Here is a 24,673-nt window from a genome sequence, read left to right on the forward strand (position 1 = left end):
CGCGTTTCGGCGGCAAAAAATGTGACACGAAAGAAGAAAACCGCCGCCGGGTGTCCGGCGGCGGCTTGGATGCCTTGGCAGTATTTTCAGAAAGACGGCCTACTTGGGCAGGATCACTGTGAAAACAGACCCCTGGCCCAGATCGCTTTCCACCCGCAGCCGTCCACGGTGGCGGTTGATGATGTGTTTTACAATGGCCAGCCCCAGCCCGGTTCCGCCCATCTCACGCGAGCGGTGGCTGTCGGCGCGGTAGAACCGTTCTGTCAGGCGCGGCAGATGAACGGGGTCAATGCCCGGCCCGTTGTCGATCACTTGAACACGGGCTGCAGGCACACGCACCGACGGCTCCCGTTCTGTAAAGCTAAGCTCGACGCAGACCCGGTCGCCTCCGTATTTGACCGCGTTTTCAACCAGGTTGGTGAACACCTGCTGCAGCTGATCCGGATCGCCAATGACCGTTGCACTGTCCTGCGGCGCCTTCAACTCCATTGAAACGCCGCGCGCCTCGGCGACCGGAGCGAGGGTTTTCAGAGTCGTAGCCAGATGGGCGGCCAGATCGACGCTCTGCTTGGGGCGCACCCGTTCTTCGCTTTCGACCCGGTTCAGCGACAGGAGGTCCCCGACCAGGCGGTTCATCCGGCTGGCTTCGCCCTCCATAATTGTCAGGAAACGGTCCCGGGCAGCGGAATCATCCTTGGCCGGGCCGCGCAGGGTTTCAATAAAGCCGATCAAAGCCGTCAGCGGCGTGCGCAGCTCATGGCTGACATTGGCCACAAAATCGCGGCGCATCTGGCTGGCTTGCTCACGTTCGGTAATGTCATCAAAACAAACCAGGGCCGCGCCGCCGCCAACAGCGCCAATGCCAGGGACATATCGCAGGGTGACCGTGTAAGCAGTGTCTTGGGCGCCGTCGTTGGACAGGTGCCGCGCGGTTCGCGATTCCTTGTCGTTCAGGCAGGCCTCGATGGCTGTGGCAACGCTGGGCTGGCGCAGGATGGTGGCGAAGTGGCGGCCCCTGATCCCCTGCCCCAGCAGCCCCTCGGCGCCGCTGTTCACAGCGATGAAACGTTCGGTCTGGTCCACCATCACGGCAGGCAGCGGGATCGCCGCCAGAAACCCGTCAATCTGATTGGTCGTCATCTGTACCCCGCGGTTACATTCCCAGCCTGTCTAGCGCCGCTGTGTAAAGCTGATGTGGCAGCCGGCCCGATTACAGCGGTTTCAGCTCTGCCCGGAAGCGGCGCATGTTGTCCTGATAGAGCTGCGCGCTTTGCGTGAGTTTTTCCGCCAACTCGGCGTCCACTTCACGCACCACCTTGCCCGGGCTTCCCATCACTAGCGAGTTGTCGGGGATTTCCTTGTTCTCGGTGATCAATGCCCCAGCCCCGATCAGGCAATTCCTGCCGATCTTTGCGCCGTTCAGGATGGTGGCGCCCATGCCAACCAGGGTGTTTTCACCAATAGTGCAGCCGTGCAGCATCGCCTTGTGGCCGATGGTGCAGTTCCTGCCGATGGTCAGCGGATAGCCTGCATCAATATGCATCACCACGTTTTCCTGCACGTTGGTGCCTTCGCAGATGCGGATTTCCTCGTGGTCGGCGCGAATGGTGACACCGAACCAGACCGAAGCGCCCGCCTCCATCACTACTTTGCCGATCAGGTTGGCATCCGGGGCGACCCAGGTGTCTTCGTGAAGCTGCGGCTGGTAATCCCCGAGTGCATACAAGGTCATGACTGTTCCTCGAACTGGGTTTGCAGAGTGCGGACGTGGTCCTGCAGCCGGGGCTGCTGGATGCGGCGCATCCGCTCGGCCTCGACAATGGTTTTCAGCCGGGCCTCGGTCTCGTCCAGATCATCGTTGACCAGCACATAATCATAATAACCCCAGTGGCTGATCTCATCCCAGCTTTTCAGCATTCGCTTGGAAATCACTTCCTCGCTGTCCTGAGCACGGGTTTCCAGACGGCGGCGCAGCTCGGTGATCGAGGGCGGCAGGATGAAGATCGACAGCGCGTGTTTGCCCAGGTCTGAATTGCGGATCTGGATTTCACCCTGCCAATCGACGTCGAACAGCACGTCCTGACCGGATTCTATGGTGTCTTTCACCGGGCCTGCGGGGGAGCCGTAGAAGTTACCGAACACATGGGCGTGTTCCAGCATGCCGCCTTCGGCCACCTTCTGCCGGAAGTCGTCTTCGGAGGTGAAATAATATTCGCGGCCGTGCTCCTCCCCCGGGCGCGGGGCGCGGGTGGTGGCGGAGACCGAGAATTTGAGGCCCGGGTCCCAAGCCATCAGGCGGCGGGCCAAAGTGGATTTACCGGCGCCCGAAGGCGATGAGAGGATGATCAAAAGGCCGCGGCGGTCCGCCATCTGGGCACTCCTTTTCTTATTCTATGTTCTGCACCTGCTCGCGCATCTGGTCGATCACGGTTTTCAGCTCAAGCCCGACCGCCGTCAAGGCGCTGTGCTGCGCTTTTGAACACAGCGTGTTGGCCTCGCGGTTGAACTCCTGCATCAGGAAGTCGAATTTACGGCCCACCGCGCCGCCCTTGGCCAGAAGATCGCGGGCAGCAGTCACATGGGCGCCAAGACGGTCGAGCTCTTCTGTCACATCCGCCTTGACCGCGATCAGGGCCAGCTCCTGGGCCACGCGGTCCGGATCAGCGCCATCGGCATTGTCCATGACGCGCGCCAGGTTGGTCTTAAGCGTCTCCGCCATTTTCAACTTACGCTCTTCGGCACGCTCCCCGGCCCGGGCCGTCAGCGCGGCGACCTGCTCCAGCTGACTGTTAAGGATTTGGGCAAGTGCGGCGCCCTCGGCTTCGCGCATTTGCACGAATTCCGCCACAAGGGTTTCCAATTCCTTGCTGAGTGCAGCGACCAGCGGTGCCGGATCATCGTCCCCCGCAGACTGTTCCAGCACCCCCTTGAACGTGAGAACTTCGGCGGCTGAAGCCGGGCGGATTTCCACCCGGTTCTGCTTGGCAATGGATTGTGTCTCAGCCAGCGACTTGATCACCGATTGCAGAATGGCACTGTTGATCCGCATCTGCGCGGTGCCGTCTTCGCTGCGCGAAACACGCAGGGTGAGCGAGACATTGCCCCGTGCCAGGGCTTTAGCCAGGGCCGACCGGACATGATTTTCAAGGCCTTCCAGCCAATCCGGCACCCGCAGCCGCAGATCCAGCCCCTTGGCATTGACTGATCGGAGCTCCCAGCTCCAGCTGTGCTGATCAGAGCTGCCTTGCGCCGAGGCAAAGGCGGTCATGCTGCGGATGGTCATGGGGCAGGCCCTCTTGTCGCTGGTGATTGATCAGCTCTACTGTCTCAAAAGTATAGGGTGCAAGCGCAATCGCATAACCTCGGCGCGCCTATCGCGTTAACCATTGCTTAAAGAAGTAGTCCAAATTTGAATTAGATTGTGTCATCTTAACTTCAGGGTAACCAAGCCGGCCCTAAGAGTTAACGCAGCCATCGGTTGCCGCAACCAAAGGGAAGGCCGGGGTTGAAGGGGATGAAGATATGATTTTTGGCAGCCGCAGCGGAACTGAAGTGCCGACAGGTCAAGACAAAGTTATTTCCATGAACCGCTTCCGCAAGGGCGGCTCGCAATCACCGCTGCGCCAAGCGGAAGCCTATTGGACCGCGCTGCGCCGCGGTGATGATGTGCCCAGCCGCTCGCAGATTGATCCGCGCGGGCTGGAGAACATCCTGAGCAATACATTCATTCTGGAACGGATCGCACCTGGCATTGCCCGCTTCCGCCTTGCCGGAACGCTGGTGAACGAAATGGCAGGTATGGAAGTGCGCGGCATGCCGGTGACGGCGTTCTTTACCACCGAGGCCCGCAAACAGCTTAGCTCGGCCATGGAGCACATGTTCGAAACCCCCGCCATTATTGAGCTGGAGCTGCAAATCGAAGCACCGCGCCAGCGCACACCGCGTGACGCCCGCATGCTCCTGCTGCCATTGCGCAGCGACCTGGGCGATATCAGCCGGGTTCTGGGGGTTCTGGTCGCGGATGAAGGGGCGGCCGCCACCTCGCAGCGTTTCTCGATCTCGTCGATCGAAATGCGTGCGGTCGGCAAAGCCCCTGGTACTGCCGGGTTCAAAGCCAAACCGCGGGATTCAGCCGCAGACGAGGGCCGGGACGCAAACCAGCCTAACCCGGGTTTTGCAGAAACCCAGGCGCGGTTCAAACCTGAACGTTCAATTATGGACGAGGCCAAGGCGCTGCTGGAACGCAGCCGCGCAGGTAAACTTGGGGAACCGGCAGATACAACCGCGAAGGCGGCGGACCCGAACGAAGGTAAGCGCAAGCGGGCTTCGCATCTGCGTTTGATTGTGAGCCGCGACTGACATGCAGGCGCCGGAATACGGCCCCGCCGCATAAGTATTTTCAATTCAAGTCCAAGGTCATAGCACTTGAAGCGACTGCGCCCCGAGGGAGAACCCCGGGGCGCCTTTTTTGCATGTGCAATGTTTCAAAAGGCCACGCGCCGTAACAGCGCGCGGCCTGTCCAGGCCTCAGCCAGCCTGGCGGGTGCTTTGAGAGGCCCGCAGGGCAGACAGTTCCTCGGCCACCAGGAAGGCCAGCTCCAGCGACTGGCTGGCGTTGAGGCGCGGATCGCAGGCGGTGTGGTAGCGGTCGCTCAGATCCTCATCCGTCACCGCGCGGACGCCGCCGGTGCATTCGGTCACGTCCTGGCCGGTCATTTCGAAATGCACGCCGCCCGGAATAGTGCCTTCGGCCTTGTGAACACCGAAGAAGTCGCGCACTTCGCGCAGAACACTGTCGAAGGGACGGGTTTTGTAACCGGTGGAGGATTTGATGGTGTTGCCATGCATCGGGTCGCAGACCCAGGTGACTTTGGCGCCCTCTTCCTTGACCGCCTTGACCAAGCGCGGCAGATGTTCACCGGCCTTGCCTGCGCCGAAGCGGGCGATCAGGGTCAGCTTGCCCTCTTCGTTCTCCGGGTTCAGGCGCGACATCAGCACCTTCAGGTCTTCGGCGGTGGTGGTCGGGCCGCATTTCAGGCCGATCGGGTTCAGCACGCCGCGGCAGAACTCGACATGGGCGCCGTCTGGCTGGCGGGTGCGGTCGCCGATCCAGATCATGTGGCCGGAACCGGCCAGCCATTTGCCGGAGGTCGAATCAAGCCGGGTCAGCGCTTCCTCATATTCCAGCAGCAGCCCTTCGTGGCTGGTGTAGAAATCCACGGTCGAGAATTCGTGGGTGGTGTCGGCGGTTATGCCGGCGGCAGCCATGAAATCAATGGTGTCCTGAATACGGTTTGCGATCTCGCTGTATTTCTGGACTTCCTGTTCATCGGTAAAGCCCAGGGTCCAGGAATGCACCCGGCTCATGTCGGCAAACCCGCCGGTGGAGAAAGCGCGCAGCAGGTTTAGCGTTGCAGCGGCCTGGGTATAGGCTTGCAGCATCTTCTGCGGGTTGGGAATGCGCGCGGCAGAGGTAAAGTCCAGCTCGTTGATGATGTCGCCGCGGTAGCTGGGCAGCTCAACGCCATCAATGATTTCGGTCGGCGCGCTGCGCGGCTTGGCGAACTGACCGGCCATACGGCCCACTTTCACCACCGGCACCTTGGCGCCATAGGTCAGCACCATCGCCATCTGCAGCATCACCATAAAGGTGTCGCGGATCGCATCAGCGCTGAACTGGTCAAAGCTTTCGGCGCAATCGCCACCCTGCAGCAGAAAGGCTTCGCCGCGCCCTGCAGCACCAATATGCTGTTTAAGGCGGCGCGCTTCGCCGGCAAAGACCAGCGGGGGGAATTTGGAAAGCTGAGCCTCGACAGCATTCAGCGCTGCCGCATCGGTATAGTCCGGCATTTGAACCCGCGGCTTGTTGCGCCAGTCCGTTTTTTGCCATTCGCTCATGACTTTATCTCCGCATCAGAGGTCTTTGGATTGTGTTGGGTGCTCTATACAAAATCCGCACCGGGGTGGCCAGTTTAGAATTGCGCCCACTTGACCCCGGGTCCAAGCTGTGAGCACGGTTTCCCGACCTGCCGCGGAGCGTGCTGCCGCGGCCCGAATTGTTTCTTGAAGGAAGCTCGCCATGCAGACGTCACGCAAGCCTGCTGATTCTGGAGTTGACGCCGGCCAGCCAAAGCGGTTCGTTTTTGTGCTTCTCGATAAGTTCACGATGCTTTCCTATGCATCGGCTGTCGAATGCCTGCGGATTGCCAACCGGATGCATGGGAAGGACACCTATGCCTGGACGCTGATCGGTGAGGGCGGTGAAACGGTGACCTGTTCGGCCGGCACCACGTTCAATCTGGACGGCGATCTGAGCGACCTGCACCGCGATGATGTGGTCATGCTGTGCTCTGGCATTGATGTGCAGGACTCCACCACCAAAAAGCTCTTGGCCTGGCTGCGCCGCGAAGCCCGCAAGGGGCTGACCATCGGCGGTCTTTGCACCGCCTCTTACACATTGGCCAAGGCCGGTCTGCTGGACGGCAAGCGGGCAACCATCCACTGGGAAAACGCCGACAGCTTTGCCGAGGAGTTCGACGAGGTTGACCTGACCAAATCGGTCTTTGTGATTGATGGCAACCGGTTGTCCACCGCAGGCGGCACCTCGTCCATCGATCTGATGCTCAAGCTGATTGCCAATGACCATGGCGAGGAGCTGGCCAATGCGGTGGCGGACCAGCTGATCTATTCGTCCATCCGGACCGATCAGGATACCCAGCGGCTGTCGATCCCGACCCGCATCGGGGTGCGCCATCCGAAGCTGTCAATGGTGATCCAGATGATGGAAGCCAATATCGAAGAGCCGATCAGCCCGTCGGTTCTGGCGCAGGACGTCGGCATGTCCACCCGCCAGCTGGAGCGTCTGTTCCGCCGTTACCTGAACCGCTCACCCAAGCGCTATTACATGGAGATCCGGTTGCAAAAGGCGCGCAACCTGCTGATGCAGACGGATATGAGCGTGATCAACGTGGCACTGGCCTGCGGCTTTGCCTCACCGTCGCATTTCTCCAAGTGCTACCGGGCGCATTACGACACCACCCCCTACCGCGAACGCGGCAGCAAGGCGGCAACGTACAAGGTGTGACCAGCGCTGCCAGCCCGCTGGTCAGCGCGATAGCCTGTATACCGCGCCCTCGCTTTCCGAAGCAAACCAGATACTGCCGTCGGGCGCCTCCTGCAGGTCACGGATGCGCCCGGTTTCGCCGCTGCGCAGCTGCTCCGCTTCGATAAGGGGCGTTCCCGAAAGGCGGGAAATGTAGTCGAATTTCAGCGAGCCGACAAAGATATCTCCGCGCCACTGCGGCCACATCCGGCCGGAGTAAATCATCAAACCGGACGGTGCGATGGACGGATCCCAGTACCATTCCGGCTGCTCCATTCCTGGTTTCGCGGTGCCTTCGCCGATTTTGCCCCCCGAATAATGGCGCCCATAGGAAATCACCGGCCAGCCGTAGTTGGCGCCCTTGCGGACCCGGTTCACCTCATCGCCGCCTTTGGCGCCGTGTTCCGCAACCCACAGGTTGCCCTGCAGATCCAGCGCCATGCCCTGCGGATTGCGGTGCCCGTAGGACCAGATTTCCGGCTGTGCGCCTTGCGTGCCAGTGAACGGATTGCCGGCAGGGACCGAGCCGTCGCGGTTGATCCTCACCACCGATCCCTGATGCAGCCGCAGGTTCTGGGCACTGGGCCGGTCGCCGCGCTCGCCCAGCGAAATGAACAGGCTGCCATCCCTCGCTTCCACCACACGGGCGCCGAAATGCCGCCCGCCCAATGCACCCGGTGCAGCTTCGAACAGCACCCGGACGTCTGTCAGGCGGGTGTTGTCCGGGCTGAGCCGCCCAACAGCCAGAGCGGTGCCTGCACCGCGGCCCTGACGCCTGGCAAAGGTCAAGAAAACCTCGCGGCTTTGGGTGAAATCCCTTGGCACCATCACATCCAGCAGGCCGCCCTGCCCTTCGGCGGCCACGGGAGGCACCCCTTTGACATGTTGTTTGCGCCCCGCGCGGACATGAAGCAACTGCCCATCGCGTTCAGTTACCAGCAGGCTGTCGTCCGGCAGAAAATCAATTGCCCAAGGCACATCAAAGCCATCGGCCATCATCGTTACATTAAGATCTCCCTGACTGGACGGGAGCTTTTCTGCATAAGAAGCCGTGAAAACCGTCATCAGCGCGGCGGCTACCGTCAAAAGGCGTGAGTACTGCAGCATTGAGGTCTTTTCCTTCTGTTGATTCCCTTGTAAATCCACGCCCGCGCTGCATCCGGGGATCATATGGAGGTGCAGCATAAACCAAGCGGCCCGGGGAAAACTGTTCCGGTTCAATAGGACTTTTCTTTTGGAACCGGCTTGCCTAGGGTCCGATGTGAACATTTTTGTTCCAACAATGGGAGTTTTCAAATGAAGAAACTGCTGATGGCCACTGCGGCCGCTGCGCTGACGGCTGGCACCGCATATGCCGGCGGCCACGCCAAGGAAGTGAAGCTCGGGATCCTGTTCGGATTCACCGGCCCGATTGAATCGCTGACGCCGGCAATGGCCAGCGGCGCCGAACTGGCGATGGAAGAAGTCACCAAATCCGGCAAACTGCTGGACAGCGCGACCGTCAGCTCTGTTCGTGCTGACAACGGCTGTGTCGACAACGGCCTGGCTGTGGCCAACGCCGAGAAAATCATCTCAGAAGGCGTCAACGGCATTGTCGGCGGCGATTGCTCGGGCGTGACCGGTGCAGTTCTGCAAAACGTGGCCATCCCCAACGGCATGGTGATGATTTCTCCTTCCGCCAGCTCGCCCGGGCTGAGCACAATGGAAGACAACGGCCTGTTCTTCCGCACCACGCCTTCGGACGCGCGCCAGGGTGAGATCATGGCAGACGTGCTGAAAGAGCGCGGCGTCTCGTCGATCGCACTGACCTACACCAACAACGACTACGGCAAAGGTCTTGCGGATTCGATCCAATCCGCCTTCGAAGCCTCCGGCGGCGAAGTCACCATCGTTGCGGCCCACGAAGACGGCAAGGGCGATTATTCGGCTGAAGTCGGCGCGCTGGCCTCGGCTGGCGGCGACGTTCTGGTTGTTGCCGGTTACCTGGACCAAGGCGGACTGGGCATCATCCAAGGCTCGCTGGACAGCGGCGCGTTTGACATGTTCGGCCTGCCCGACGGCATGATCGGCGATTCCCTGCCGCAGAACGTCGGCCCGGATCTCGATGGGTCTTTCGGCCAGATCGCAGGTTCGGACAGCGAAGGCTCGAAAGTTTTTGCTGAAATGGCCAAGGAAGCAGGCTTTGACGGCACGTCGGCTTATGCGCCGGAATCCTATGATGCCGCCGCGCTGTTCCTGCTGGCGATGCAGGCTGCCAATTCGACCAAACCGGCGGACTACATGGGCAAGATCCTGGATGTTGCCAATGGACCGGGCGAGCCGATCAACCCCGGCGAACTGGGCAAGGCACTGGAAATCCTCGCCGCTGGCGGTGAGATCGATTATCAGGGCGCTACCGGCGTTGAGCTGATCGGCCCGGGTGAAAGCGCGGGGTCTTACCGCGAAGTCGAAGTCAAAGGCGGCAAGATCGAAACCGTCAAGTTCCGCTGATACGACCCTGAAAAGACACAGAAAATGATCAGCCCGGGTTCCGCCCGGGCTGTTCCAAATTTAAAACGCCGCAAAATCGCGGCAGGGGATGAAATGTCATGATCGTCGTCGAGGACTTGCATAAGCACTTCGGCGGGTTCCATGCGGTTGACGGCGCTTCGCTGGAAATCGCTAAGGGGTCCATAACCGGTTTGATCGGCCCAAACGGGGCCGGCAAGACCACTTTGTTCAATGTAATCGCGGGTGTTTTGCCGCCGACCTTTGGCCGTGTCACCATGGATGGTGAGGATATCACCGGCCTGCCCCCGCATGAGCTGTTCCACAAGGGCCTCTTGCGTACCTTCCAGATCGCGCATGAGTTCTCATCCATGACGTGCCGGGAAAACCTGATGATGGTGCCAGGCGCGCAATCAGGCGAAACCCTGTGGAACACCTGGTTCGGCCGCAAGCGGATCGCCGACGAGGAACGCGCCCTGCGGGCCAAGGCGGATGAAGTGCTGGAGTTCCTCACCATCAGCCATATCGCAGATCTGAAGGCAGGACAGGTATCCGGCGGCCAGAAAAAGCTGCTGGAGCTGGGCCGCACCATGATGGTGGACGCCAAGATTGTCTTTCTGGATGAGGTCGGCGCCGGCGTGAACCGGACCCTGCTGTATACCATTGCTGATGCGATCAAGCGTCTGAACGAGGAGCGCGGCTATACCTTTGTCGTGATCGAGCACGACATGGAATTCATCGGCCGCCTGTGCGATCCGGTGATCTGCATGGCTGAGGGGAAGAAACTGGCCGAAGGCACTCTGGACGAGATCAAAGCGAATGAGCAGGTGATCGAGGCCTATCTGGGCACTGGCCTGAAGAACAAAGACAAGCTGGAAAACACGTGATGGATTGCTTTGCTGCTTATTGGGGCTCTGCCCCCGCCGCTGCGCGGCTCCCCCGGAGTATTTTCAGAAAGATGAAAGGGGCAGCGAATGTCTGAACCATTTCTGATTGGCGACTGCATGACAGGCGGATACGGTAAAGGGCCGGATATCCTGCATGATTGCACCATCGCCGTGAACCCCGGCGAGATCGCCGTCATTGTTGGCCCGAACGGGGCCGGTAAATCCACCGCGATGAAGGCAGTTTTCGGGATGCTGAACGTGCATTCAGGGACTGTGCGGCTGGGCGGCGAGGATATCACCGCGCTGTCGCCGCAGGACCGGGTGGTCAAGGGCATGGGGTTTGTGCCCCAGACCAGCAACATCTTCACCTCGATGACGGTGGAGGAGAACCTGGAAATGGGTGCCTTTATCCGAACTGATGATTTTTCCGGGACCATTGAGCAGATCTATAGCCTGTTCCCGATCCTGCGCGACAAGCGCAACCAGCCGGCGGGTGAGCTGTCCGGCGGCCAGCGCCAGCAGGTGGCGGTGGGCCGCGCACTGATGACCAAGCCCAAGGTCTTGATGCTGGACGAACCCACAGCGGGTGTTTCCCCCATCGTGATGGATGAGCTGTTCGACCGGATCATTGAGGTTGCCCGCACCGGGCTGCCGGTCTTGATGGTTGAACAGAACGCCAAGCAAGCGCTTGAGATCGCGGACAAAGGCTATGTTCTGGTGCAGGGGCGCAATGCCTATACCGGCACCGGCCAGGAGCTGCTGGCCGATCCCGAAGTGCGCAAATCGTTCCTGGGAGGGTGAAGCATGAAACTTGTAACATCTCCCATCTCACTTCTCATTACTATGCTACTACCCGCCAATTTCGCGAACGCGAAGGTTATGGAGTGCCACTTTGGAAGTGTTTGTTTAGATTCTCAGCTCTGTGTGGAAGAAAGTTACGAAATTTCAGTAAGCTACACGCCAAAGCCAGTTGGTCCAAGTGGGTGGATATCCAAAGCACAAATTAGCGATGTGAAGGAAAAGTGGACTGGGCTGTTTGCATTCCGAAATGGAGTATCAACCATCACTTCTGGCGAGTTCCACCAAGGTGAAGCGCACGAGCTCTTAGTTGCAGAAAATGGAGAAGCCCGCTTGATAGTAAAGAATGGCCGCGCTCCGGAAGTTCACTTCTATCAAGGTTCCTGCGAGGTGAATGAATAATGGATCTTCTCAACGCCCTTGTGGCGCTTACCAATTTTGTAGTCATTCCAGGGCTCGCCTATGGCAGCCAGCTGGCGCTTGGCGCGCTAGGTGTAACGCTGATCTACGGGATCCTGCGGTTCTCGAACTTTGCCCATGGCGACACCATGGCGTTCGGTGCGATGGTGACGATCCTGATCACCTGGCTGTTTCAATCGATGGGGATCAGCTTTGGAGTGCTGCCAACCGCGCTGCTGGCCCTGCCTTTTGGCATCCTGGGGACCATTGGCCTCGCGCTTCTGACCGACCGGACCGTTTACCGGTTCTACCGCGAGCAGAAGGCAAAACCGGTGATCTTTGTCATGGTCTCGCTTGGTGTGATGTTCATGATGAACGGTATCGTTCGCTTCATCATCGGCCCCGGCGACCAGCGGTTTGCCGACGGCGAGCGCTTCATTATCAAGGCGCGCGCCTTCAAGCAGATGACCGGCCTGAACGAAGGCCTGGCGATCAAGACCACCCAAGGCATCACCGTCATCACCGCGATCATCGTGGTGGCGGCGCTGTTTTGGTTCCTGAACAAGACCCGCACCGGAAAATCCATGCGCGCCTATTCGGATAACGAGGATCTGGCGCTGCTGTCGGGCATCAACCCGGAGCGCGTGGTGATGTACACTTGGATGATTGTGGCAGCGCTGGCGACCATAGCAGGTGTGCTTTACGGTCTAGACAAGTCGTTCAAGCCATTCACCTATTTCCAGCTGCTGCTGCCGATCTTTGCCTCCGCCATCGTGGGGGGCCTAGGCAGCCCGCTGGGCGCCATTGCAGGCGGATTCATCATCGCCTTCTCCGAAGTGACGATCACCTATGCCTGGAAAAAAGTTCTGACCTACGGGCTGCCGGACAGCCTGGCGCCTGACGGGCTGGTTCAGCTCCTCAGCACCGACTACAAGTTCGCGGTCTCCTTTGCGATCCTGATTGTTGTCCTCCTGTTCAAGCCCACCGGCCTTTTCAAAGGGAAAGCGGTATGACCGACACCATGAAACATACCCTTCTTTTCGTCTTTGTCGGCGTGATGATCCTGGCTGAAGGCATGACCGACTTCCTGTTCTTCTCCGGCTCCTGGAACTCGGCGCTGGTGATCCTGAACATGGGGCTGATTTCGGCCATTATGGCGATCGGCGTGAACATCCAATGGGGCTTTGCCGGGCTGTTCAACGTCGGCATTATGGGCTTTACCGCGCTTGGCGGGCTGGCTGTGGTGCTGACCTCAACCCCGGTGATCCCTGCGGCCTGGTCCTCGGGCGGGGTCAGCATTTTGATGGCGCTGGTGATGGGCGCCTTGACCGTGGTTGCCGGTGTGATGATCAGCAAATTCATGGCCCCCGGCAAACTGCGTGCTGTGGTGCTGGCTGGTATGATGATCGCGGGTTTCTTTGTCTACCGTGCGATCTTTGATCCGGCGGTTGGTGCGGTTGAGGCGATCAACCCGGCACTGCAAGGCAACATTGGCGGCTTGGGCCTGCCGGTGCTGCTGGCCTGGCCTGCGGGCGGACTGCTGGCTGCGGGTGCTGCCTGGCTCATTGGCAAGACCGCATTGGGCCTGCGTTCGGACTATCTGGCGATTGCCACGCTGGGCATCGCCGAGATCATCATTGCCGTGCTCAAGAACGAGGACTGGCTGTCGCGCGGTGTAAAAAACGTCGTCGGCCTGCCCCGTCCGCTGCCTTATGAAGTGGATCTGCAGAACGATCCGGGCTTTGTCGAGAGTGCCGCAGGGTTTGGTCTCGACCCGGTTCTGGCCTCGACCATCTACGTCAAGGCAGGCTATGCGCTGATGTTCACCGCGGTGCTGCTGGCGCTGCTGTGGATGGCGCAGATGGCGTTGAAAAGCCCCTGGGGCCGGATGATGCGCGCAATCCGCGACAACGAGACCGCGGCCGAGGCAATGGGCAAGAATGTGACCCGCCGCCATCTGCAGATCTTTGTGCTGGGCTCCGCGATCTGCGGCATTGCCGGTGCGATGATGACCACACTGGACAGCCAGCTGACACCGGGTACCTACAACCCGCTGCGTTTCACCTTCCTGATCTGGGTAATGGTGATCGTCGGCGGTTCCGGCAACAACTTTGGCGCGGTGCTGGGCGGCATGCTGATCTGGTTCTTCTGGATCAAAGTGGAGCCGATGGGCATTCTGCTAATGGAAGCTGTCACCTCTGGCATGGCCGAAGGCAGCGCTCTGAAGGCGCATCTGGTAGAGAGCGCCTCGCACATGCGGCTGTTCACGATGGGCTTGATACTGCTGCTTGTCCTCAGATTCAGCCCGCGCGGGCTGATCCCTGAAAAATAAAACAAGCGCCACCCTGGAGGTCCGGGTGGCGCTTTTGGCTTCTTTCTGGTGGTAAATACCCCCGCCGGAGGCATGGGTTCGGCGTCAGCCGAACCCATTCTTACTCTCAACGCCCTTTGAACAGGCTGCCGAGAATGCCGCGGACAATCCGGCGCCCGGTTGTGCCCTTCAGCTCCTTGATCACCGCTTCAGACATTGCCGAGGTGAAAGTGTCTTTCTTGCGGAAAACCTTTGCAGACGAGCGGCTGACCCTTGAACCGGAATACCGGCGGGCGGCGTTGAATTCCCGCGCCATCGGCTGGGGGGCCGCTTCTGCCGCAGCCTCGGATTCTTCTGCTTCCTCTGCCGCCGCCTCCGCTCGCTGTGCCAGGATTTCATAGGCCGACCGCCGGTCCAGCGGATTGTCGTATTTCCCCGCCATGTCCGAATTTTTCAGCATTTCCTCCCGCTCCTGAACCGTAAGCGGTCCAAGCTGGGTGCTTGGCGGGCGGATCAGCGTGCGTTCAACCACGCCCGGCACGCCTTTTTTCTGCAGCATTGAGGTGACGGCTTCGCCGACGCCAACCTCGCGGATAGCCTCTCCGGTGGAAAAACGCGGGTTCTCGCGGTAGGTTTCCGCCGCCAGTTTCAAGTTTCTGCGGTCCCTGGCGGTAAAAGCACGCAGCGCGTGCTGGATACGGTTGCCAAGCTGGCCGAGGATATCCTCCGGCACATCGGCCGGATTCTGGGTGACAAAATAGATCCCCACCCCTTTGGACCGGATCAGCCGCGCCACTTGTTCGACCTTGTCGACCAGCGCTTTCGGCGCATCCTCAAACAAGAGATGCGCCTCATCGAAAAAGAACACCAGGCGCGGTTTCTCAGGATCGCCCACCTCGGGCAGCTCTTCGAACAGCTCACTCAGCAGCCACAGCAAAAAGGTTGAATAGAGCCCCGGCGCCGCCATCAGCTTGTCTGCGGCCAAGATGTTGACCACGCCCTTACCGGCGTCATCGCACCGCATCAGATCGCTGAGCGCCAATGCCGGCTCCCCGAACAGGTCGGCACCGCCCTGATTTTCCAGCACCAGAAGACGCCGCTGAATGGCACCGATAGAAGCCGGGGACACATTGCCGTACCGCAGGGACAGCTGCGCCCGGTTTTCGCCTATCCAGACCAACAGCGATTGCAGGTCCTTCAAGTCCAGCAGCGGCAAGGCGTCTTCATCTGCCAGCCTGAACGCGATGTTTAAAATGCCTTCCTGCGCTTCGCTCAGCTCCAATAGCCGGGACAGCAGCAGCGGGCCCATTTCCGCAACAGTAGTTCGCACAGGATGGCCCTGCGTGCCATAAAGATCCCAAAAAGCGACCGGGCAGGCATGATAGCTGTAGTCGGCAAACCCGATTTTTTCCGCGCGCGAGGTGAAGGCGTCATGCAGTTTGTGGCTTGGTGATCCAGGCTTTGCCAAGCCGGACAGATCCCCCTTCACATCCGCCAAAATCACCGGCACGCCGGCATTGGAAAACCCTTCAGCCAGGATTTGCAGAGTGACAGTCTTGCCTGTGCCGGTTGCCCCGGCGATCAGCCCATGCCGGTTGGCGTATTTCAGTGCCAGCCCCTGCGGCGTGCCATAACCTTCGCCGCCGCCGCCCAGAAAGATACTGTCTGCCATGCCCGTCCCCTGCCTGTCTTTTTCCCTGTGGATAACAATACAACGTTAACTTTTCAGTGCGATAGTCAATCTTGCCCGCCCCCGCAAATGCGGTTGCCGTGGCGGACATTTCCTCCCTGTCAGACTGGCCGTGCCTTGTGCACGGCCTTCTTTTTCCGGCGGGACTGCCTGCAAAACAGGCAAATACCGCGGCGATCCGGACAGCCAGGGTTCCATTCCCCCTAAATTGAAGCCTGCGCGACTTTTTTTGAACTTGCATGTTGACCGATGGCCAGCCCTTTCGTAACGTCCTACGCAATAACTAAGTCGGCCAGTCCGACGGGGAGACACAACACGAAAAAGGGGGCCATCCGGTTCCCTTTTTTGTTCCGGTACAGTGACTTCCGGGCTTGAAACATTTTGCGCGGAATTCCCCGCAGATCATTTGTTATTGGCCTGACACCACCCGGCCGGCGTGGTAAACGCAAAACCAGCGTCTTTAGAAAAATGAGGCATTCATGTTGAAGTCCCTGACCCCGATCACGCTTGCCGCAGTGCTGGCCATGTCCGCCCCGCTGGCGGCACAGGAAACAGCCACGGAAGAGACTGCGGGGGCGGAATCCGCTGAGCAGACAGAACAAACGGAATCAACCGCAGATCAGCTGCTGGACCTGGGCGAACCGGTCAGCGACGGCCCTCAGGCCGGCGAGCGCTACTCCAAGGAAACCCACGGCGATTGGGATCTGGCCTGCATCAAAACCGAAAGCGGCACCGACCCCTGCTCGCTGTTGCAGGTGCTGGCAGGTCCGCAAGGCAACCCGATTGCCGAAGTGTCGCTGTTCCGTATCGACCAGCAAGGCGGCCAGGCCGTTGCCGGGGCCACCGTCATCGTGCCGCTGGAAACTCTGCTGCCCGCGGCTCTGACGATCTCGATCGATGGCGCCCCGGCCAAACGCTACAACTATTCGTTTTGCAACCAGCTGGGCTGCGTTGCACAGATCGGCCTGACCCAGGGCGACATCGACGCCTTCCGGAAGGGCAAGGAAGCCGTTCTGTCGCTGCGTCCGGCGCCGGCACCGGATCAAGTGGTGCAGATGAAGCTGTCGCTGAGCGGTTTCACCGCCGGCTTTGACGTTGTGGACGTGGTCAAGCAATAAGCCCGCTGGCATTGAAAACTGAAAACGCCGTGCGCCTTCGGGCCGCGGCGTTTTTCTTTGCTTGGTTCAGACCTTGCGCAGGGCCAGCACCGCGTTCAGCCCGCCAAAGGCAAAAGCGTTGGACAGGGCCACATCGACCTTGGCCTCGCGGGCCTCATTCGGCACCACATCCAGCGCGCACTCCGGATCGGGGTCTTCATAACCGATAGTCGGAGCGATCACCCCGTCGCGCAGCGCCATGATGCAGGCCAGCAGCTCCACCGCACCGGTGCCGCCGATAAGATGGCCATGCATGGATTTGGTGGAGGAGATCATCAGCCTGTCCGCATGGGGGCCGAAAACATCCGCGACGGCAGCGCATTCGGTCTTGTCATTGGCGGCGGTGCCGGTGCCATGAGCGTTGATATATCCCACCTCAGACGCGTTGATACGGGCATCCTGCAATGCTCCAGAAATGGCACGGGCGGCGCCCTGCTTGCTGGGCATCACGATGTCGGAAGCGTCCGAGGACATGGCAAATCCGATGACTTCGCACAGAATTTCTGCACCGCGTGCCCTGGCGTGCTCATACTCTTCGAACACAAATATGCCTGCGCCCTCGCCCTGCACCATGCCATTGCGGTTGGCGCTGAACGGGCGGCAGGCGTCCTTGGACATCACCCGCAGCCCTTCCCAGGCCTTGACCCCGCCAAAGCACAGCATGGATTCAGAGCCGCCGGTGATCATTGCCGGGCTCATACCCGAGCGCACCATCTGGAACGCTTGCGCCATCGCGTGATTAGAGGACGCACAGGCCGTGGACACGGTGAAACTGGGCCCCTTGAGGTTGAACTGCATAGACACATGCCCGGCTGCCGCATTGTTCATCAGCTTAGGCACCACAAAGGGGTGCACCCGGTTCTTGCCGTCCTCGTAAACGCTGCGGTAGTTCTCATCCAGCGTTTGCATGCCGCCGCCGGAGTTGCCCAGAACCACGCCGGCCTTGGCGGACAGATCGCCATGGAACTCCAGGCCTGATTGCTCGATCGCCTCTTTGGCCGCAGTCAAGGTGAACTGGGTGAACCGGTCATAGAGGCTCATCTGCTGGCGGTTGAACCGCCCTTCTGCCTCAAATCCGCGGACCTGGCCGCCGATGCGGATTGCCAGGCGGTCCACATCGCGAAACTCCAATTCTCCAATGCCGCAACGGCCTTCGCGCATGGCCTCCAGTGTGGCGGGCACGGAATGTCCCAGGGCATTGATGGTTCCAGCCCCGGTGATGACGACGCGCTTCATTGGCTATCTTACGCTTTTTCCAAAATCAGCTTGTCGATGCCTTCGACGATAGCCGCAACATTGGAAATGTTAAAATCACTGTTTTCGGGTTCGTTGGCATTGAAGGGAATCGAAACATCAAACTCCTCTTCAATGGCAAAGATGCTTTCCACCAGACCCAGGCTGTCGATGCCCAGATCCTCCAACGTGCTGTCGAGGGTCACATCCGACGGCTCAAGAACCGCCTGTTCGGCAATAATTGCAATGACCTTGTCCTGCGTGCTCATGTGGAGATCCCCGACGTTGTGGCTGAGGCAGATGTAGTAATTCGGCCGTTACTTGAAAACAGCCTTTTTTAACAATTCGATGTCACGCATCAAACGCGGCAGGCGGCGTTGTGCTTTATACATCTCAGTGTGGGTCTCCATCTTGACGCTGGGATAGCCCATGATCACCCGGCCTGCAGGCACGTTCGACAGGATCTTGGTGCCGCCGCCGGCGATCACCCCGTCGCCGATGAAAATATTGTCGACTACACCGCATTGGCCGCCCAGCACCACGTTGTTGCCGACATCGACAGAACCGGAAATGCCGGTCTGGCCGCATAGCAGGCAATCATTCCCGACCCGGGTGTTGTGGCCCACATGCACCTGATTGTCGAGCTTGCTGCCATTGCCGATCACCGTGTCGCGGATGGTGCCGTTGTCCAAAGTGCAATTGGAGCCGATTTCCACGTCATCACCAATGGTGACGGCTCCCAAAGAGTGGATGCGGACCCAGGCCTGCGCCCTGGCTTCGCCCTGATCGCCCATGGTCTTGCGGGCGTTTTCAGCACCGGAAACTTCGGGAGTGACATAGGAAAATCCATCGCCGCCGACGCGTGCGCCAGGCTGGGCGCGGAAACGGGCGCCGATGGTTGCCCGGGCGCCGATCGAGACCATTTCGCGCAATTGGGCGTCTTCGCCAATCACAACATCTGTTCCGATGTAACAATGCGGACCGATGATCGAGCGGGCACCGATTTCGGCGCCGGCACCGATGACAGCCAGCGGCCCGACTGACACATCCTCACCCAGCTTGGCCGTAGGGTCGATCACTGCAGAGGGGTGTATACCGGCAGCAAACCCCTGCCCCCGGTCCAGCATCGCGGTTACGCCGGACATGGTCAGGCGCGGACGCGGAGCAAAAATAGCGGCCTTCAGACCAAATGACTGCCAGTCCGCCCCCTCCCACAGCACCGCGGCCTGCGCATTGCCAGCTTTAAGGCCCTCGGCATATTTCGGCGCCATGGCCATGGCGATCTGATCTGCCTTTGCATCCTGCGGCTCCGCCGCGCCTGCAATTTGCAGGTCCAGGTCGCCCTGGGCTTCAATTCCCAGGGACTCAGCGATCTGGCGGATAGTGAACATGGCAGGCCCTTTCAGAATAATCCTGTGTGGGCCTGCTATTTACCCTTGAACGCCGGGCAGTACCACCCCTGCCCGTTCCAGTGCCGCCCAGATCTTGGCGTCGCGGCCATAGACATCGCGGCGGAACTCTGCGCGGCCTTTGCTGGACACAACGGCGGTCCGGTAGATGATATGCACCGGCACTTTCTGGTCCAGCGCCACCTTGGTTTCCTTGCCGCTGCTCAGGATGCGGTGGAAGAAATCTTTCGGGTTTTCGCTTTGCTTGGCCAGCAGCGCATAGGCGAATTCAAACGGTTGCGCCAGCCGGATACAGCCATGCGAGAATGCGCGCACTTCGCGGGCAAACAGGCTCTTTTGCGGGGTGTCGTGCAGATAGATGTTGTATTTGTTCGGGAACATGAATTTGACCAGCCCCAGCGCGTTGCGGCTGCTGGGCGGCTGCCGCATGGAGAACGGAAAGTTCCGCGCAGTATACTGTGAGAAATCAGCAGACCCTCGGTTCACCACCCGGCCGCGCCGGTCGGTGATTTGGATATGGCCGACCGCATTAGGGTTGCTCTGCAGCTTTGGCAGATACTCCTTGGTGATGATCGAGCGCGGCACATACCAGCTCGGGTTGATCACCATATGCTCCATCTCGTCGGAGAATTCCGGGCTGCGGCGGTCATGCGTGTTCTTGCCGATTACCGAACGGGTTTCAAAGGTCACATCGCCATTATCCACGATTTTGGCGGTGAAATCCGTCTGGTTGACCAGAATGTGCCGTTCACCCCGGTCCGGTGTCAGCCAGCGTTCACGCTCCATCGCGATGATTATAGACTTCAAACGGTTGGAGACAGGTTTGTTTACCTCGGCGATTGTGCCAGCGCCAGCCACGCCGTCGGTTTCCAATCCATGATCGGATTGGAAGCTTTGCACAGCCTGCTCCAGCGCGGCGTCATAGCTGCGTGCAGCGCTTCGCTGCAAATACCCCATTGCCATCAGACGATTCCGCAGGGCAATGACAGCCGGGCCCTGATCACCAGGTTCCAGTTTCTTGGCGTTGACACCCGGCCCCCAGCCGCCCGCCGCAAGGATCTGCTCCAGCCGCAGTTTTTCGCGCATCAAACCGCGGTATTGCGGCGATTCCGGCACCAGGCTGCGCATGTAAGCATAAGGCTGCTGATCCCGGATGCCCTCCAGAAAGCCGGTCCCGTCAACTGTATGTTTCTTGCGCACCATGCCATCGTCGATCCGCGACGGCACCAAAAGGCCAGTCTGCAGGTCAGTCGCATAATCCACCAGTGCCTGGCTCAGCGCGGCCTCGATGGTGCCGATATCACGTGTGGTGCGCACGCCGCGCATTTGCTGCAGCAGCGCGCTGACCTCGGCTGAACGGTCCGGCAGCCCATGGGCATTGGTTTCGTTCAACGCCGCTAACAAGGCGGTTCGGCGCTGGCGCGACGCGTCATCCGTGCCTGTCCAAATCGCCTGATATCCGTTTTCACGGTAGAATTTGGCCACGGCATCGCTGCCGGAGGCGGCTTCAGCCACTGCTTGGCGGAAAGCCGCCGAAATTTCAGCCTGCGCTGAACTGGAAACAGTCCCCGCGGTCAGGCCGCCCAAGGCCAGAGCAAAAAGCCCTGCTTTAATCCCCGGCAAAAAGTTTCCTGCGGATGCGCGCGTCATAATATCCGGTCCTTGAGCCGATTTTTGCTAATCTTAGCGGTGCCTATCTGAAATTCTGGTAAATGCCAGCCGGTGTTGTCCATTCACATTTGCGAAATGTTAACATTGATGCACCGATGCCGCGTCTAAGAAGCCCTGTTGCAACAGTCGCGGGGAAAAGTTCCATCGCCCTCCCCTTTTGCGCAAGAAATTGCCGAAAAACGGGCTATCCGTTCTAGTGCGGCAAACAAATGTTGGAACCAGATTCAGGCTGTGCCATACATGCCGCACGCTAACTAAGACAGTTGGCGAGCCCGTAACATCGGGCGATTAGGCAGGACTAGAAGCGTACGGGACGGCGCAGTGAAAATGGCGAAAACCACGGGCACGGGGATCTCCCGGCGTTCTCTTTTGGGTGTATTTGCTGCAACCGCAGTGGCAGCAGCCCCGACTTTTTCCAATGCAGCAGGCTTCTTGCGAGGCGGCGGTGATATCCGCCGGATCCGCATGTACTCTGGCCGCACTGGCGAACGGTTGGACATGGTCTACTGGATCGACGGCCAGTACATCAAAGACGCCGTCAGGGAAGTCAATCATTTCATGCGCGATTGGCGGACGGATCAGGTCAAGGACATGGACCTTCGCACCATTGATATCATGGCCGCCTCGCACAATCTGCTGGATGTGAACGAGCCCTTTATGCTGCTGTCCGGCTACCGCAGCCCGAAAACCAATGCAATGCTGCGCAGCCGCTCGCGCGGGGTGGCAAAGAACTCCCTGCATATGCGCGGCCAGGCTGCAGATCTGCGGCTGGCGTCGCGGTCAGTGTCGCAAATGGCCAAGGCCGCCGAGGCCTGCCATGCCGGCGGTGTCGGTAAGTACCAGCGTTCGAATTTCGTGCATATGGATTGCGGTGTTGTCCGCACCTGGCGCGGCTGACCGCCATATCTTTGCAAGAATGCAAGCCTGCATAGCCTAGTGCGGGCTTTTTGGGTTTCAGAAAACACACCAGCCCGAAACGCCTCCAGCTTTGGCCATGAAATTGTAAACAGCCGGTTTTTCCCGTTGCAGAGGCTGCAAAGCACGGTTATACCCCGCCTTAACGACGCACCTGTAGCTCAGCTGGATAGAGCGCTGCCCTCCGAAGGCAGAGGCCAGAGGTTCGAATCCTCTCAGGTGCGCCAAATTTCCCTGAAAACCCACCTAGACCCATCCATCCTGGCTACCAGCATTCGTTGCGAATGCTGTGCTGGAATGTTCATCATCCAAGCCTCCTGCGCCTTACTCCTGAAAATCGTTAACTGCGCTTGATAGCTCAGCCGCCGCCGCGTAAAACGCGAGGCTGCGAAGATAGTCTGGCGCTTCTTCGCCAAACGCTTTCAACACCTCCTCAGCCGGTTGCATGAAATCCCCGGCAAGTTCCGGCGGAGCTGAAAGAAACCTGCTGGCCCAAGCTTCATCGTCCAGCTCACCCCCAAAGAGCGTTCGGATTTCTTGAACGATATCTTCAAATATCCCCGGTTCGGGTGTGTTCAGCGCTGCGTTGACCAATCTTCTAAGCTCTGTGCCGCGCTGGCCTTGCAGGGAATAATGCACCGCGGCAACTTGGCGCTTGTTCAGATGCAGCGGCAAATATCCCAGGGCGAGGTGTCCCTTTCCAGGCTTTGAAATCACGTTGAAACCGGCGCTTCGCCCATCAGCCGAAACTGTCACGGAATCTATGGGGAGAGCGCTAATGCCCGTAGCGGATTCAAGAACCGATAAAAGTTCGGACTTTTCAATTGAGCCAGAGACCCCTGCATTTAGAGAGATGCCCGCGACCAGCACTTCCCGGCCTCTGAAAACCCTTGAGATTATCGCCCGCCCACGGAAATCATACGCCAGGACGTCAGCATACGGGCTGCATTCCGGATTGGCTTCAGGATAATACAATACGCTTTCTCCGGCAGACGGATCCATTTGGGTCAAGCGTTCGACGTCGAATTTGGCGAGTTTAGACATCGCAAAACGCCCAGCAGCGTCAATTGTTATGAGCCCCCCTGGCCCGGCGCCGCCTGATCCTGCGACAAGCAGTTCAGCGCTCATTGTCCCCAAGAACCCTGCCTCCTTACTGTCATGGGGACCTTTAATCGAAAGCGCGGGATAACATGTGTTTTTCTTATTGCTGCCGGCCCCCAGGATCCTTGTGCCTCTGTCTACATCAATCAGATCGCCCGGATAAATCGTATGGAGCTCTCTTGCAGGGAATGCCCCCAACGGCAGGAAGTAAAGCGCTTCCAACGCTCGGAACCGCGCTTGAACCTGTGTCACATCGGGAGAGGAATGCCCAAAACCGGGTAAAAAGGCTGCGGCAACCAGACTCACCGCCGCTGCATATCTTGTCACACGCATTAGAATACCCTCCGCTGTGCCTATAACCGCCAAGAGAGAAACTATGGCGTTGGCCCAGACTTTCTACCGCCAGTTCAGGATTTCTCAAAAATCCCTGCAACCCTAGGTTATGTTCCAATTCAGCGGCTTTGCTTCCCCGCACGCTGACTACAGTGCCTCAAGCGCCCTCAGATGCCCTGTTGTTTGCACGGGTAAAATTTCACAGCTTTGCATCCCTACTGCCGGAGTGCCTGGCTAAAGGCCTGCAGCAGGGCTCTTTGTCGCGGCGATTTGCCAAGGCTTGGTGGCCAGGTCAGCCAATAGCCTTCAATTATAGCCAGTTCCGGCGCATGCGCGCATTCCAATTGCCCCGTTTGCAAGAGATTTGCAGCCAAAGCTTTGGATCCCAAAACAACACCCATTCCCAACCGGGCAGCCCGCAAGGCATGCGCCATGGAATCTACAGACACTGGACCGGCATCAGGTTCCGTTTCGCCCGTCACTCTGGCCCACTCCGCCCAGCCCGGCCGTTCTCCGCGCAATTCTATGACCGGTAGCTGCCGCCACCCGGCCGCTTTTCCAGGTGCTGTCATTGGCTGCAGCAATTCATTTGCCAGCAAGACCCCGTCGCGCCCCTGCCAGCCTCCGCGTCCGTAGCGGATATGCAAAGCCCCGTCGGCCGCCTCGAACTCCAGCCGCTTAGGAACGGTTTCCGTAACCAGGCGCAGGTCCGGGTAAGTCTTTGAAAACAAGCTTAGCCGCGGCAGCAAAAGCATCTCCAGATGCGATGGCAATGCCGCAACCCTCAGCTCCCGGGCACTTTGGCCAAAGAGATTTTCGGTGCCTTGTTCCAGAGCGAGCAGAGTATCATGGACCAGCGGCAGGTAACTTTCGCCATCCACTGTCAGCGTCACACCGCGTGCTGAGCGAATAAACAACTGCCGCCCCAGCCAGGATTCCAGGTTTCGGATCCGCTGGCTGACTGCGGCCTGTGTGGCGCCGAATTCCTCCGCTGCAGCTGTGAAACTGCCAAGCCGGCCAGCTGCTTCAAACACCTTCAGCCAGTCGAGCGGCGGCAAGCCCTGTTTGGTCGCTTTCTTAGGCATTAGAAAACCTAACCCTCAAACCCCGATTTCCGTCGTTCTCTTGATGTCTCAGCCTCGGTATTAGCGCAAGGGAGAACCAAGCCAACCGGAGAGAT

The 24,673-nt window shown here is 59.4% G+C and carries 23 protein-coding genes and 1 tRNA gene; 11 read left to right on the top strand and 13 right to left on the bottom strand.

Annotation, left to right across the window (positions count from 1 at the left end; translation table 11 throughout):
• Window positions 1-99 precede the first annotated feature (99 nt).
• The 4 genes from K3555_RS09665 to K3555_RS09680 form a co-directional block, all read right to left on the bottom strand.
• Entirely contained in the window at window positions 100-1,140 is a 1,041-nt protein-coding gene (locus K3555_RS09665; RefSeq protein ID WP_260008301.1) for an ATP-binding protein, read from the bottom strand.
• Window positions 1,141-1,210: 70 nt separating this feature from the next.
• A complete protein-coding gene (locus K3555_RS09670; RefSeq protein ID WP_260008302.1) occupies window positions 1,211-1,732 on the bottom strand; it encodes a gamma carbonic anhydrase family protein in 522 nt (173 codons plus the stop codon).
• Window positions 1,729-2,370: a guanylate kinase gene (gene gmk / locus K3555_RS09675; protein WP_260008303.1), complete on the bottom strand. Its 642-nt coding sequence runs from the start codon at window positions 2,368-2,370 to the stop codon at window positions 1,729-1,731. Before gmk ends, K3555_RS09670 begins: the two co-directional genes overlap by 4 nt.
• Before the next feature lie 16 nt (window positions 2,371-2,386).
• Entirely contained in the window at window positions 2,387-3,283 is an 897-nt protein-coding gene (locus K3555_RS09680; protein ID WP_260008304.1) for a YicC/YloC family endoribonuclease, read from the bottom strand.
• 239 nt (window positions 3,284-3,522) lie between these two features.
• Between K3555_RS09680 and K3555_RS09685 the strand changes: the two genes are divergently transcribed.
• Window positions 3,523-4,359, top strand: a complete 837-nt coding sequence (locus tag K3555_RS09685; protein ID WP_260008305.1) for a PAS domain-containing protein — start codon at window positions 3,523-3,525, stop codon at window positions 4,357-4,359.
• A 168-nt stretch (window positions 4,360-4,527) separates the two neighbouring features.
• Here K3555_RS09685 and K3555_RS09690 read toward each other — a convergent pair whose 3' ends face one another.
• A complete protein-coding gene (locus tag K3555_RS09690; RefSeq protein ID WP_260008306.1) occupies window positions 4,528-5,898 on the bottom strand; it encodes a class II 3-deoxy-7-phosphoheptulonate synthase in 1,371 nt (456 codons plus the stop codon).
• A 181-nt stretch (window positions 5,899-6,079) separates the two neighbouring features.
• On the opposite strand from K3555_RS09690, the gene K3555_RS09695 reads away from it, so the two are divergent.
• Window positions 6,080-7,084: a GlxA family transcriptional regulator gene (locus K3555_RS09695; protein ID WP_260008307.1), complete on the top strand. Its 1,005-nt coding sequence runs from the start codon at window positions 6,080-6,082 to the stop codon at window positions 7,082-7,084.
• Between the two features lie 21 nt (window positions 7,085-7,105).
• Here the strand turns inward: K3555_RS09695 and K3555_RS09700 are convergent, their stop codons facing one another.
• Entirely contained in the window at window positions 7,106-8,209 is a 1,104-nt protein-coding gene (locus tag K3555_RS09700; RefSeq protein WP_260008308.1) for a PQQ-dependent sugar dehydrogenase, read from the bottom strand.
• Between the two features lie 189 nt (window positions 8,210-8,398).
• Between K3555_RS09700 and K3555_RS09705 the strand changes: the two genes are divergently transcribed.
• From K3555_RS09705 to K3555_RS09730, 6 genes are all read left to right on the top strand, one after another.
• Complete coding sequence (locus tag K3555_RS09705) at window positions 8,399-9,592, top strand: ABC transporter substrate-binding protein (RefSeq protein ID WP_129370861.1); 1,194 nt, start codon at window positions 8,399-8,401, stop codon at window positions 9,590-9,592.
• Window positions 9,593-9,690: 98 nt separating this feature from the next.
• Complete coding sequence (locus K3555_RS09710) at window positions 9,691-10,476, top strand: ABC transporter ATP-binding protein (RefSeq protein ID WP_129370860.1); 786 nt, start codon at window positions 9,691-9,693, stop codon at window positions 10,474-10,476.
• Between the two features lie 87 nt (window positions 10,477-10,563).
• Window positions 10,564-11,277: an ABC transporter ATP-binding protein gene (locus K3555_RS09715; RefSeq protein WP_129370859.1), complete on the top strand. Its 714-nt coding sequence runs from the start codon at window positions 10,564-10,566 to the stop codon at window positions 11,275-11,277.
• A 3-nt stretch (window positions 11,278-11,280) separates the two neighbouring features.
• On the top strand, window positions 11,281-11,676 hold the full coding sequence (locus K3555_RS09720) for a hypothetical protein (RefSeq protein WP_260008309.1): 396 nt from the start codon (window positions 11,281-11,283) through the stop codon (window positions 11,674-11,676).
• On the top strand, window positions 11,676-12,686 hold the full coding sequence (locus K3555_RS09725) for a branched-chain amino acid ABC transporter permease (protein ID WP_260008310.1): 1,011 nt from the start codon (window positions 11,676-11,678) through the stop codon (window positions 12,684-12,686). The genes K3555_RS09720 and K3555_RS09725 overlap by 1 nt, the downstream gene beginning before the upstream one ends.
• Entirely contained in the window at window positions 12,683-14,005 is a 1,323-nt protein-coding gene (locus tag K3555_RS09730) for a branched-chain amino acid ABC transporter permease (protein ID WP_260008311.1), read from the top strand. Before K3555_RS09725 ends, K3555_RS09730 begins: the two co-directional genes overlap by 4 nt.
• 106 nt (window positions 14,006-14,111) lie before the next feature.
• On the opposite strand, the gene K3555_RS09735 is transcribed toward K3555_RS09730, so the two are convergent.
• The gene (locus tag K3555_RS09735) at window positions 14,112-15,656 is read right to left on the bottom strand and encodes a DUF853 domain-containing protein (RefSeq protein ID WP_260008312.1); all 1,545 of its coding nucleotides are present in this window, start codon (window positions 15,654-15,656) and stop codon (window positions 14,112-14,114) included.
• A gap of 497 nt (window positions 15,657-16,153) precedes the next feature.
• Here K3555_RS09735 and K3555_RS09740 point away from each other — a divergent pair, with 497 nt between their 5' ends.
• Window positions 16,154-16,792 (top strand): invasion associated locus B family protein, encoded by a 639-nt coding sequence (locus K3555_RS09740; protein WP_260008313.1) that lies wholly within the window; start codon window positions 16,154-16,156, stop codon window positions 16,790-16,792.
• Between the two features lie 66 nt (window positions 16,793-16,858).
• Here K3555_RS09740 and K3555_RS09745 read toward each other — a convergent pair whose 3' ends face one another.
• The 4 genes from K3555_RS09745 to K3555_RS09760 are packed head-to-tail and all read right to left on the bottom strand — an operon-like array spanning window position 16,859 to window position 21,123.
• Window positions 16,859-18,067 (bottom strand): beta-ketoacyl synthase, encoded by a 1,209-nt coding sequence (locus K3555_RS09745; protein ID WP_260008314.1) that lies wholly within the window; start codon window positions 18,065-18,067, stop codon window positions 16,859-16,861.
• Window positions 18,068-18,075: 8 nt separating this feature from the next.
• The gene (locus K3555_RS09750) at window positions 18,076-18,333 is read right to left on the bottom strand and encodes an acyl carrier protein (RefSeq protein WP_129370852.1); all 258 of its coding nucleotides are present in this window, start codon (window positions 18,331-18,333) and stop codon (window positions 18,076-18,078) included.
• Window positions 18,334-18,381: 48 nt separating this feature from the next.
• A complete protein-coding gene (lpxD, locus tag K3555_RS09755; RefSeq protein ID WP_260008316.1) occupies window positions 18,382-19,455 on the bottom strand; it encodes a UDP-3-O-(3-hydroxymyristoyl)glucosamine N-acyltransferase in 1,074 nt (357 codons plus the stop codon).
• A 39-nt stretch (window positions 19,456-19,494) separates the two neighbouring features.
• Window positions 19,495-21,123, bottom strand: a complete 1,629-nt coding sequence (locus tag K3555_RS09760; RefSeq protein ID WP_260008317.1) for a murein L,D-transpeptidase — start codon at window positions 21,121-21,123, stop codon at window positions 19,495-19,497.
• A gap of 348 nt (window positions 21,124-21,471) precedes the next feature.
• Here K3555_RS09760 and K3555_RS09765 point away from each other — a divergent pair, with 348 nt between their 5' ends.
• Together K3555_RS09765 and K3555_RS09770 are read left to right on the top strand one after the other, a co-directional pair.
• A complete protein-coding gene (locus K3555_RS09765) occupies window positions 21,472-22,041 on the top strand; it encodes a DUF882 domain-containing protein (RefSeq protein ID WP_129370849.1) in 570 nt (189 codons plus the stop codon).
• Window positions 22,042-22,209: 168 nt separating this feature from the next.
• Window positions 22,210-22,286 (top strand) — tRNA-Arg (locus tag K3555_RS09770).
• A 97-nt stretch (window positions 22,287-22,383) separates the two neighbouring features.
• Here K3555_RS09770 and K3555_RS09775 read toward each other — a convergent pair.
• Together K3555_RS09775 and K3555_RS09780 are read right to left on the bottom strand one after the other, a co-directional pair.
• Entirely contained in the window at window positions 22,384-23,493 is a 1,110-nt protein-coding gene (locus K3555_RS09775; RefSeq protein WP_260008318.1) for a hypothetical protein, read from the bottom strand.
• Between the two features lie 215 nt (window positions 23,494-23,708).
• Window positions 23,709-24,578, bottom strand: coding sequence for a LysR family transcriptional regulator (locus tag K3555_RS09780; protein WP_260008319.1), 870 nt, complete (start codon window positions 24,576-24,578; stop codon window positions 23,709-23,711).
• Between the last annotated feature and the right edge of the window lie 95 nt (window positions 24,579-24,673).

Origin of the sequence: Leisingera sp. M527 (assembly GCF_025141525.1) — a bacterium.
Taxonomy (GTDB): Bacteria; Pseudomonadota; Alphaproteobacteria; order Rhodobacterales; family Rhodobacteraceae; genus Leisingera.

What these genes read in the sequence shown, in the direction of transcription:
- K3555_RS09665 (WP_260008301.1), bottom strand. Translation starts at nt 1,140, where the DNA reads ATGACGACCAATCAGATTGACGGGTTTCTGGCGGCGATCCCGCTGCCT.
- K3555_RS09670 (WP_260008302.1), bottom strand. Translation starts at nt 1,732, where the DNA reads ATGACCTTGTATGCACTCGGGGATTACCAGCCGCAGCTTCACGAAGAC.
- gmk (WP_260008303.1), bottom strand. Translation starts at nt 2,370, where the DNA reads ATGGCGGACCGCCGCGGCCTTTTGATCATCCTCTCATCGCCTTCGGGC.
- K3555_RS09680 (WP_260008304.1), bottom strand. Translation starts at nt 3,283, where the DNA reads ATGACCATCCGCAGCATGACCGCCTTTGCCTCGGCGCAAGGCAGCTCT.
- K3555_RS09685 (WP_260008305.1), top strand. Translation starts at nt 3,523, where the DNA reads ATGATTTTTGGCAGCCGCAGCGGAACTGAAGTGCCGACAGGTCAAGAC.
- K3555_RS09690 (WP_260008306.1), bottom strand. Translation starts at nt 5,898, where the DNA reads ATGAGCGAATGGCAAAAAACGGACTGGCGCAACAAGCCGCGGGTTCAA.
- K3555_RS09695 (WP_260008307.1), top strand. Translation starts at nt 6,080, where the DNA reads ATGCAGACGTCACGCAAGCCTGCTGATTCTGGAGTTGACGCCGGCCAG.
- K3555_RS09700 (WP_260008308.1), bottom strand. Translation starts at nt 8,209, where the DNA reads ATGCTGCAGTACTCACGCCTTTTGACGGTAGCCGCCGCGCTGATGACG.
- K3555_RS09705 (WP_129370861.1), top strand. Translation starts at nt 8,399, where the DNA reads ATGAAGAAACTGCTGATGGCCACTGCGGCCGCTGCGCTGACGGCTGGC.
- K3555_RS09710 (WP_129370860.1), top strand. Translation starts at nt 9,691, where the DNA reads ATGATCGTCGTCGAGGACTTGCATAAGCACTTCGGCGGGTTCCATGCG.
- K3555_RS09715 (WP_129370859.1), top strand. Translation starts at nt 10,564, where the DNA reads ATGTCTGAACCATTTCTGATTGGCGACTGCATGACAGGCGGATACGGT.
- K3555_RS09720 (WP_260008309.1), top strand. Translation starts at nt 11,281, where the DNA reads ATGAAACTTGTAACATCTCCCATCTCACTTCTCATTACTATGCTACTA.
- K3555_RS09725 (WP_260008310.1), top strand. Translation starts at nt 11,676, where the DNA reads ATGGATCTTCTCAACGCCCTTGTGGCGCTTACCAATTTTGTAGTCATT.
- K3555_RS09730 (WP_260008311.1), top strand. Translation starts at nt 12,683, where the DNA reads ATGACCGACACCATGAAACATACCCTTCTTTTCGTCTTTGTCGGCGTG.
- K3555_RS09735 (WP_260008312.1), bottom strand. Translation starts at nt 15,656, where the DNA reads ATGGCAGACAGTATCTTTCTGGGCGGCGGCGGCGAAGGTTATGGCACG.
- K3555_RS09740 (WP_260008313.1), top strand. Translation starts at nt 16,154, where the DNA reads ATGTTGAAGTCCCTGACCCCGATCACGCTTGCCGCAGTGCTGGCCATG.
- K3555_RS09745 (WP_260008314.1), bottom strand. Translation starts at nt 18,067, where the DNA reads ATGAAGCGCGTCGTCATCACCGGGGCTGGAACCATCAATGCCCTGGGA.
- K3555_RS09750 (WP_129370852.1), bottom strand. Translation starts at nt 18,333, where the DNA reads ATGAGCACGCAGGACAAGGTCATTGCAATTATTGCCGAACAGGCGGTT.
- lpxD (WP_260008316.1), bottom strand. Translation starts at nt 19,455, where the DNA reads ATGTTCACTATCCGCCAGATCGCTGAGTCCCTGGGAATTGAAGCCCAG.
- K3555_RS09760 (WP_260008317.1), bottom strand. Translation starts at nt 21,123, where the DNA reads ATGACGCGCGCATCCGCAGGAAACTTTTTGCCGGGGATTAAAGCAGGG.
- K3555_RS09765 (WP_129370849.1), top strand. Translation starts at nt 21,472, where the DNA reads ATGGCGAAAACCACGGGCACGGGGATCTCCCGGCGTTCTCTTTTGGGT.
- K3555_RS09775 (WP_260008318.1), bottom strand. Translation starts at nt 23,493, where the DNA reads ATGCGTGTGACAAGATATGCAGCGGCGGTGAGTCTGGTTGCCGCAGCC.
- K3555_RS09780 (WP_260008319.1), bottom strand. Translation starts at nt 24,578, where the DNA reads ATGCCTAAGAAAGCGACCAAACAGGGCTTGCCGCCGCTCGACTGGCTG.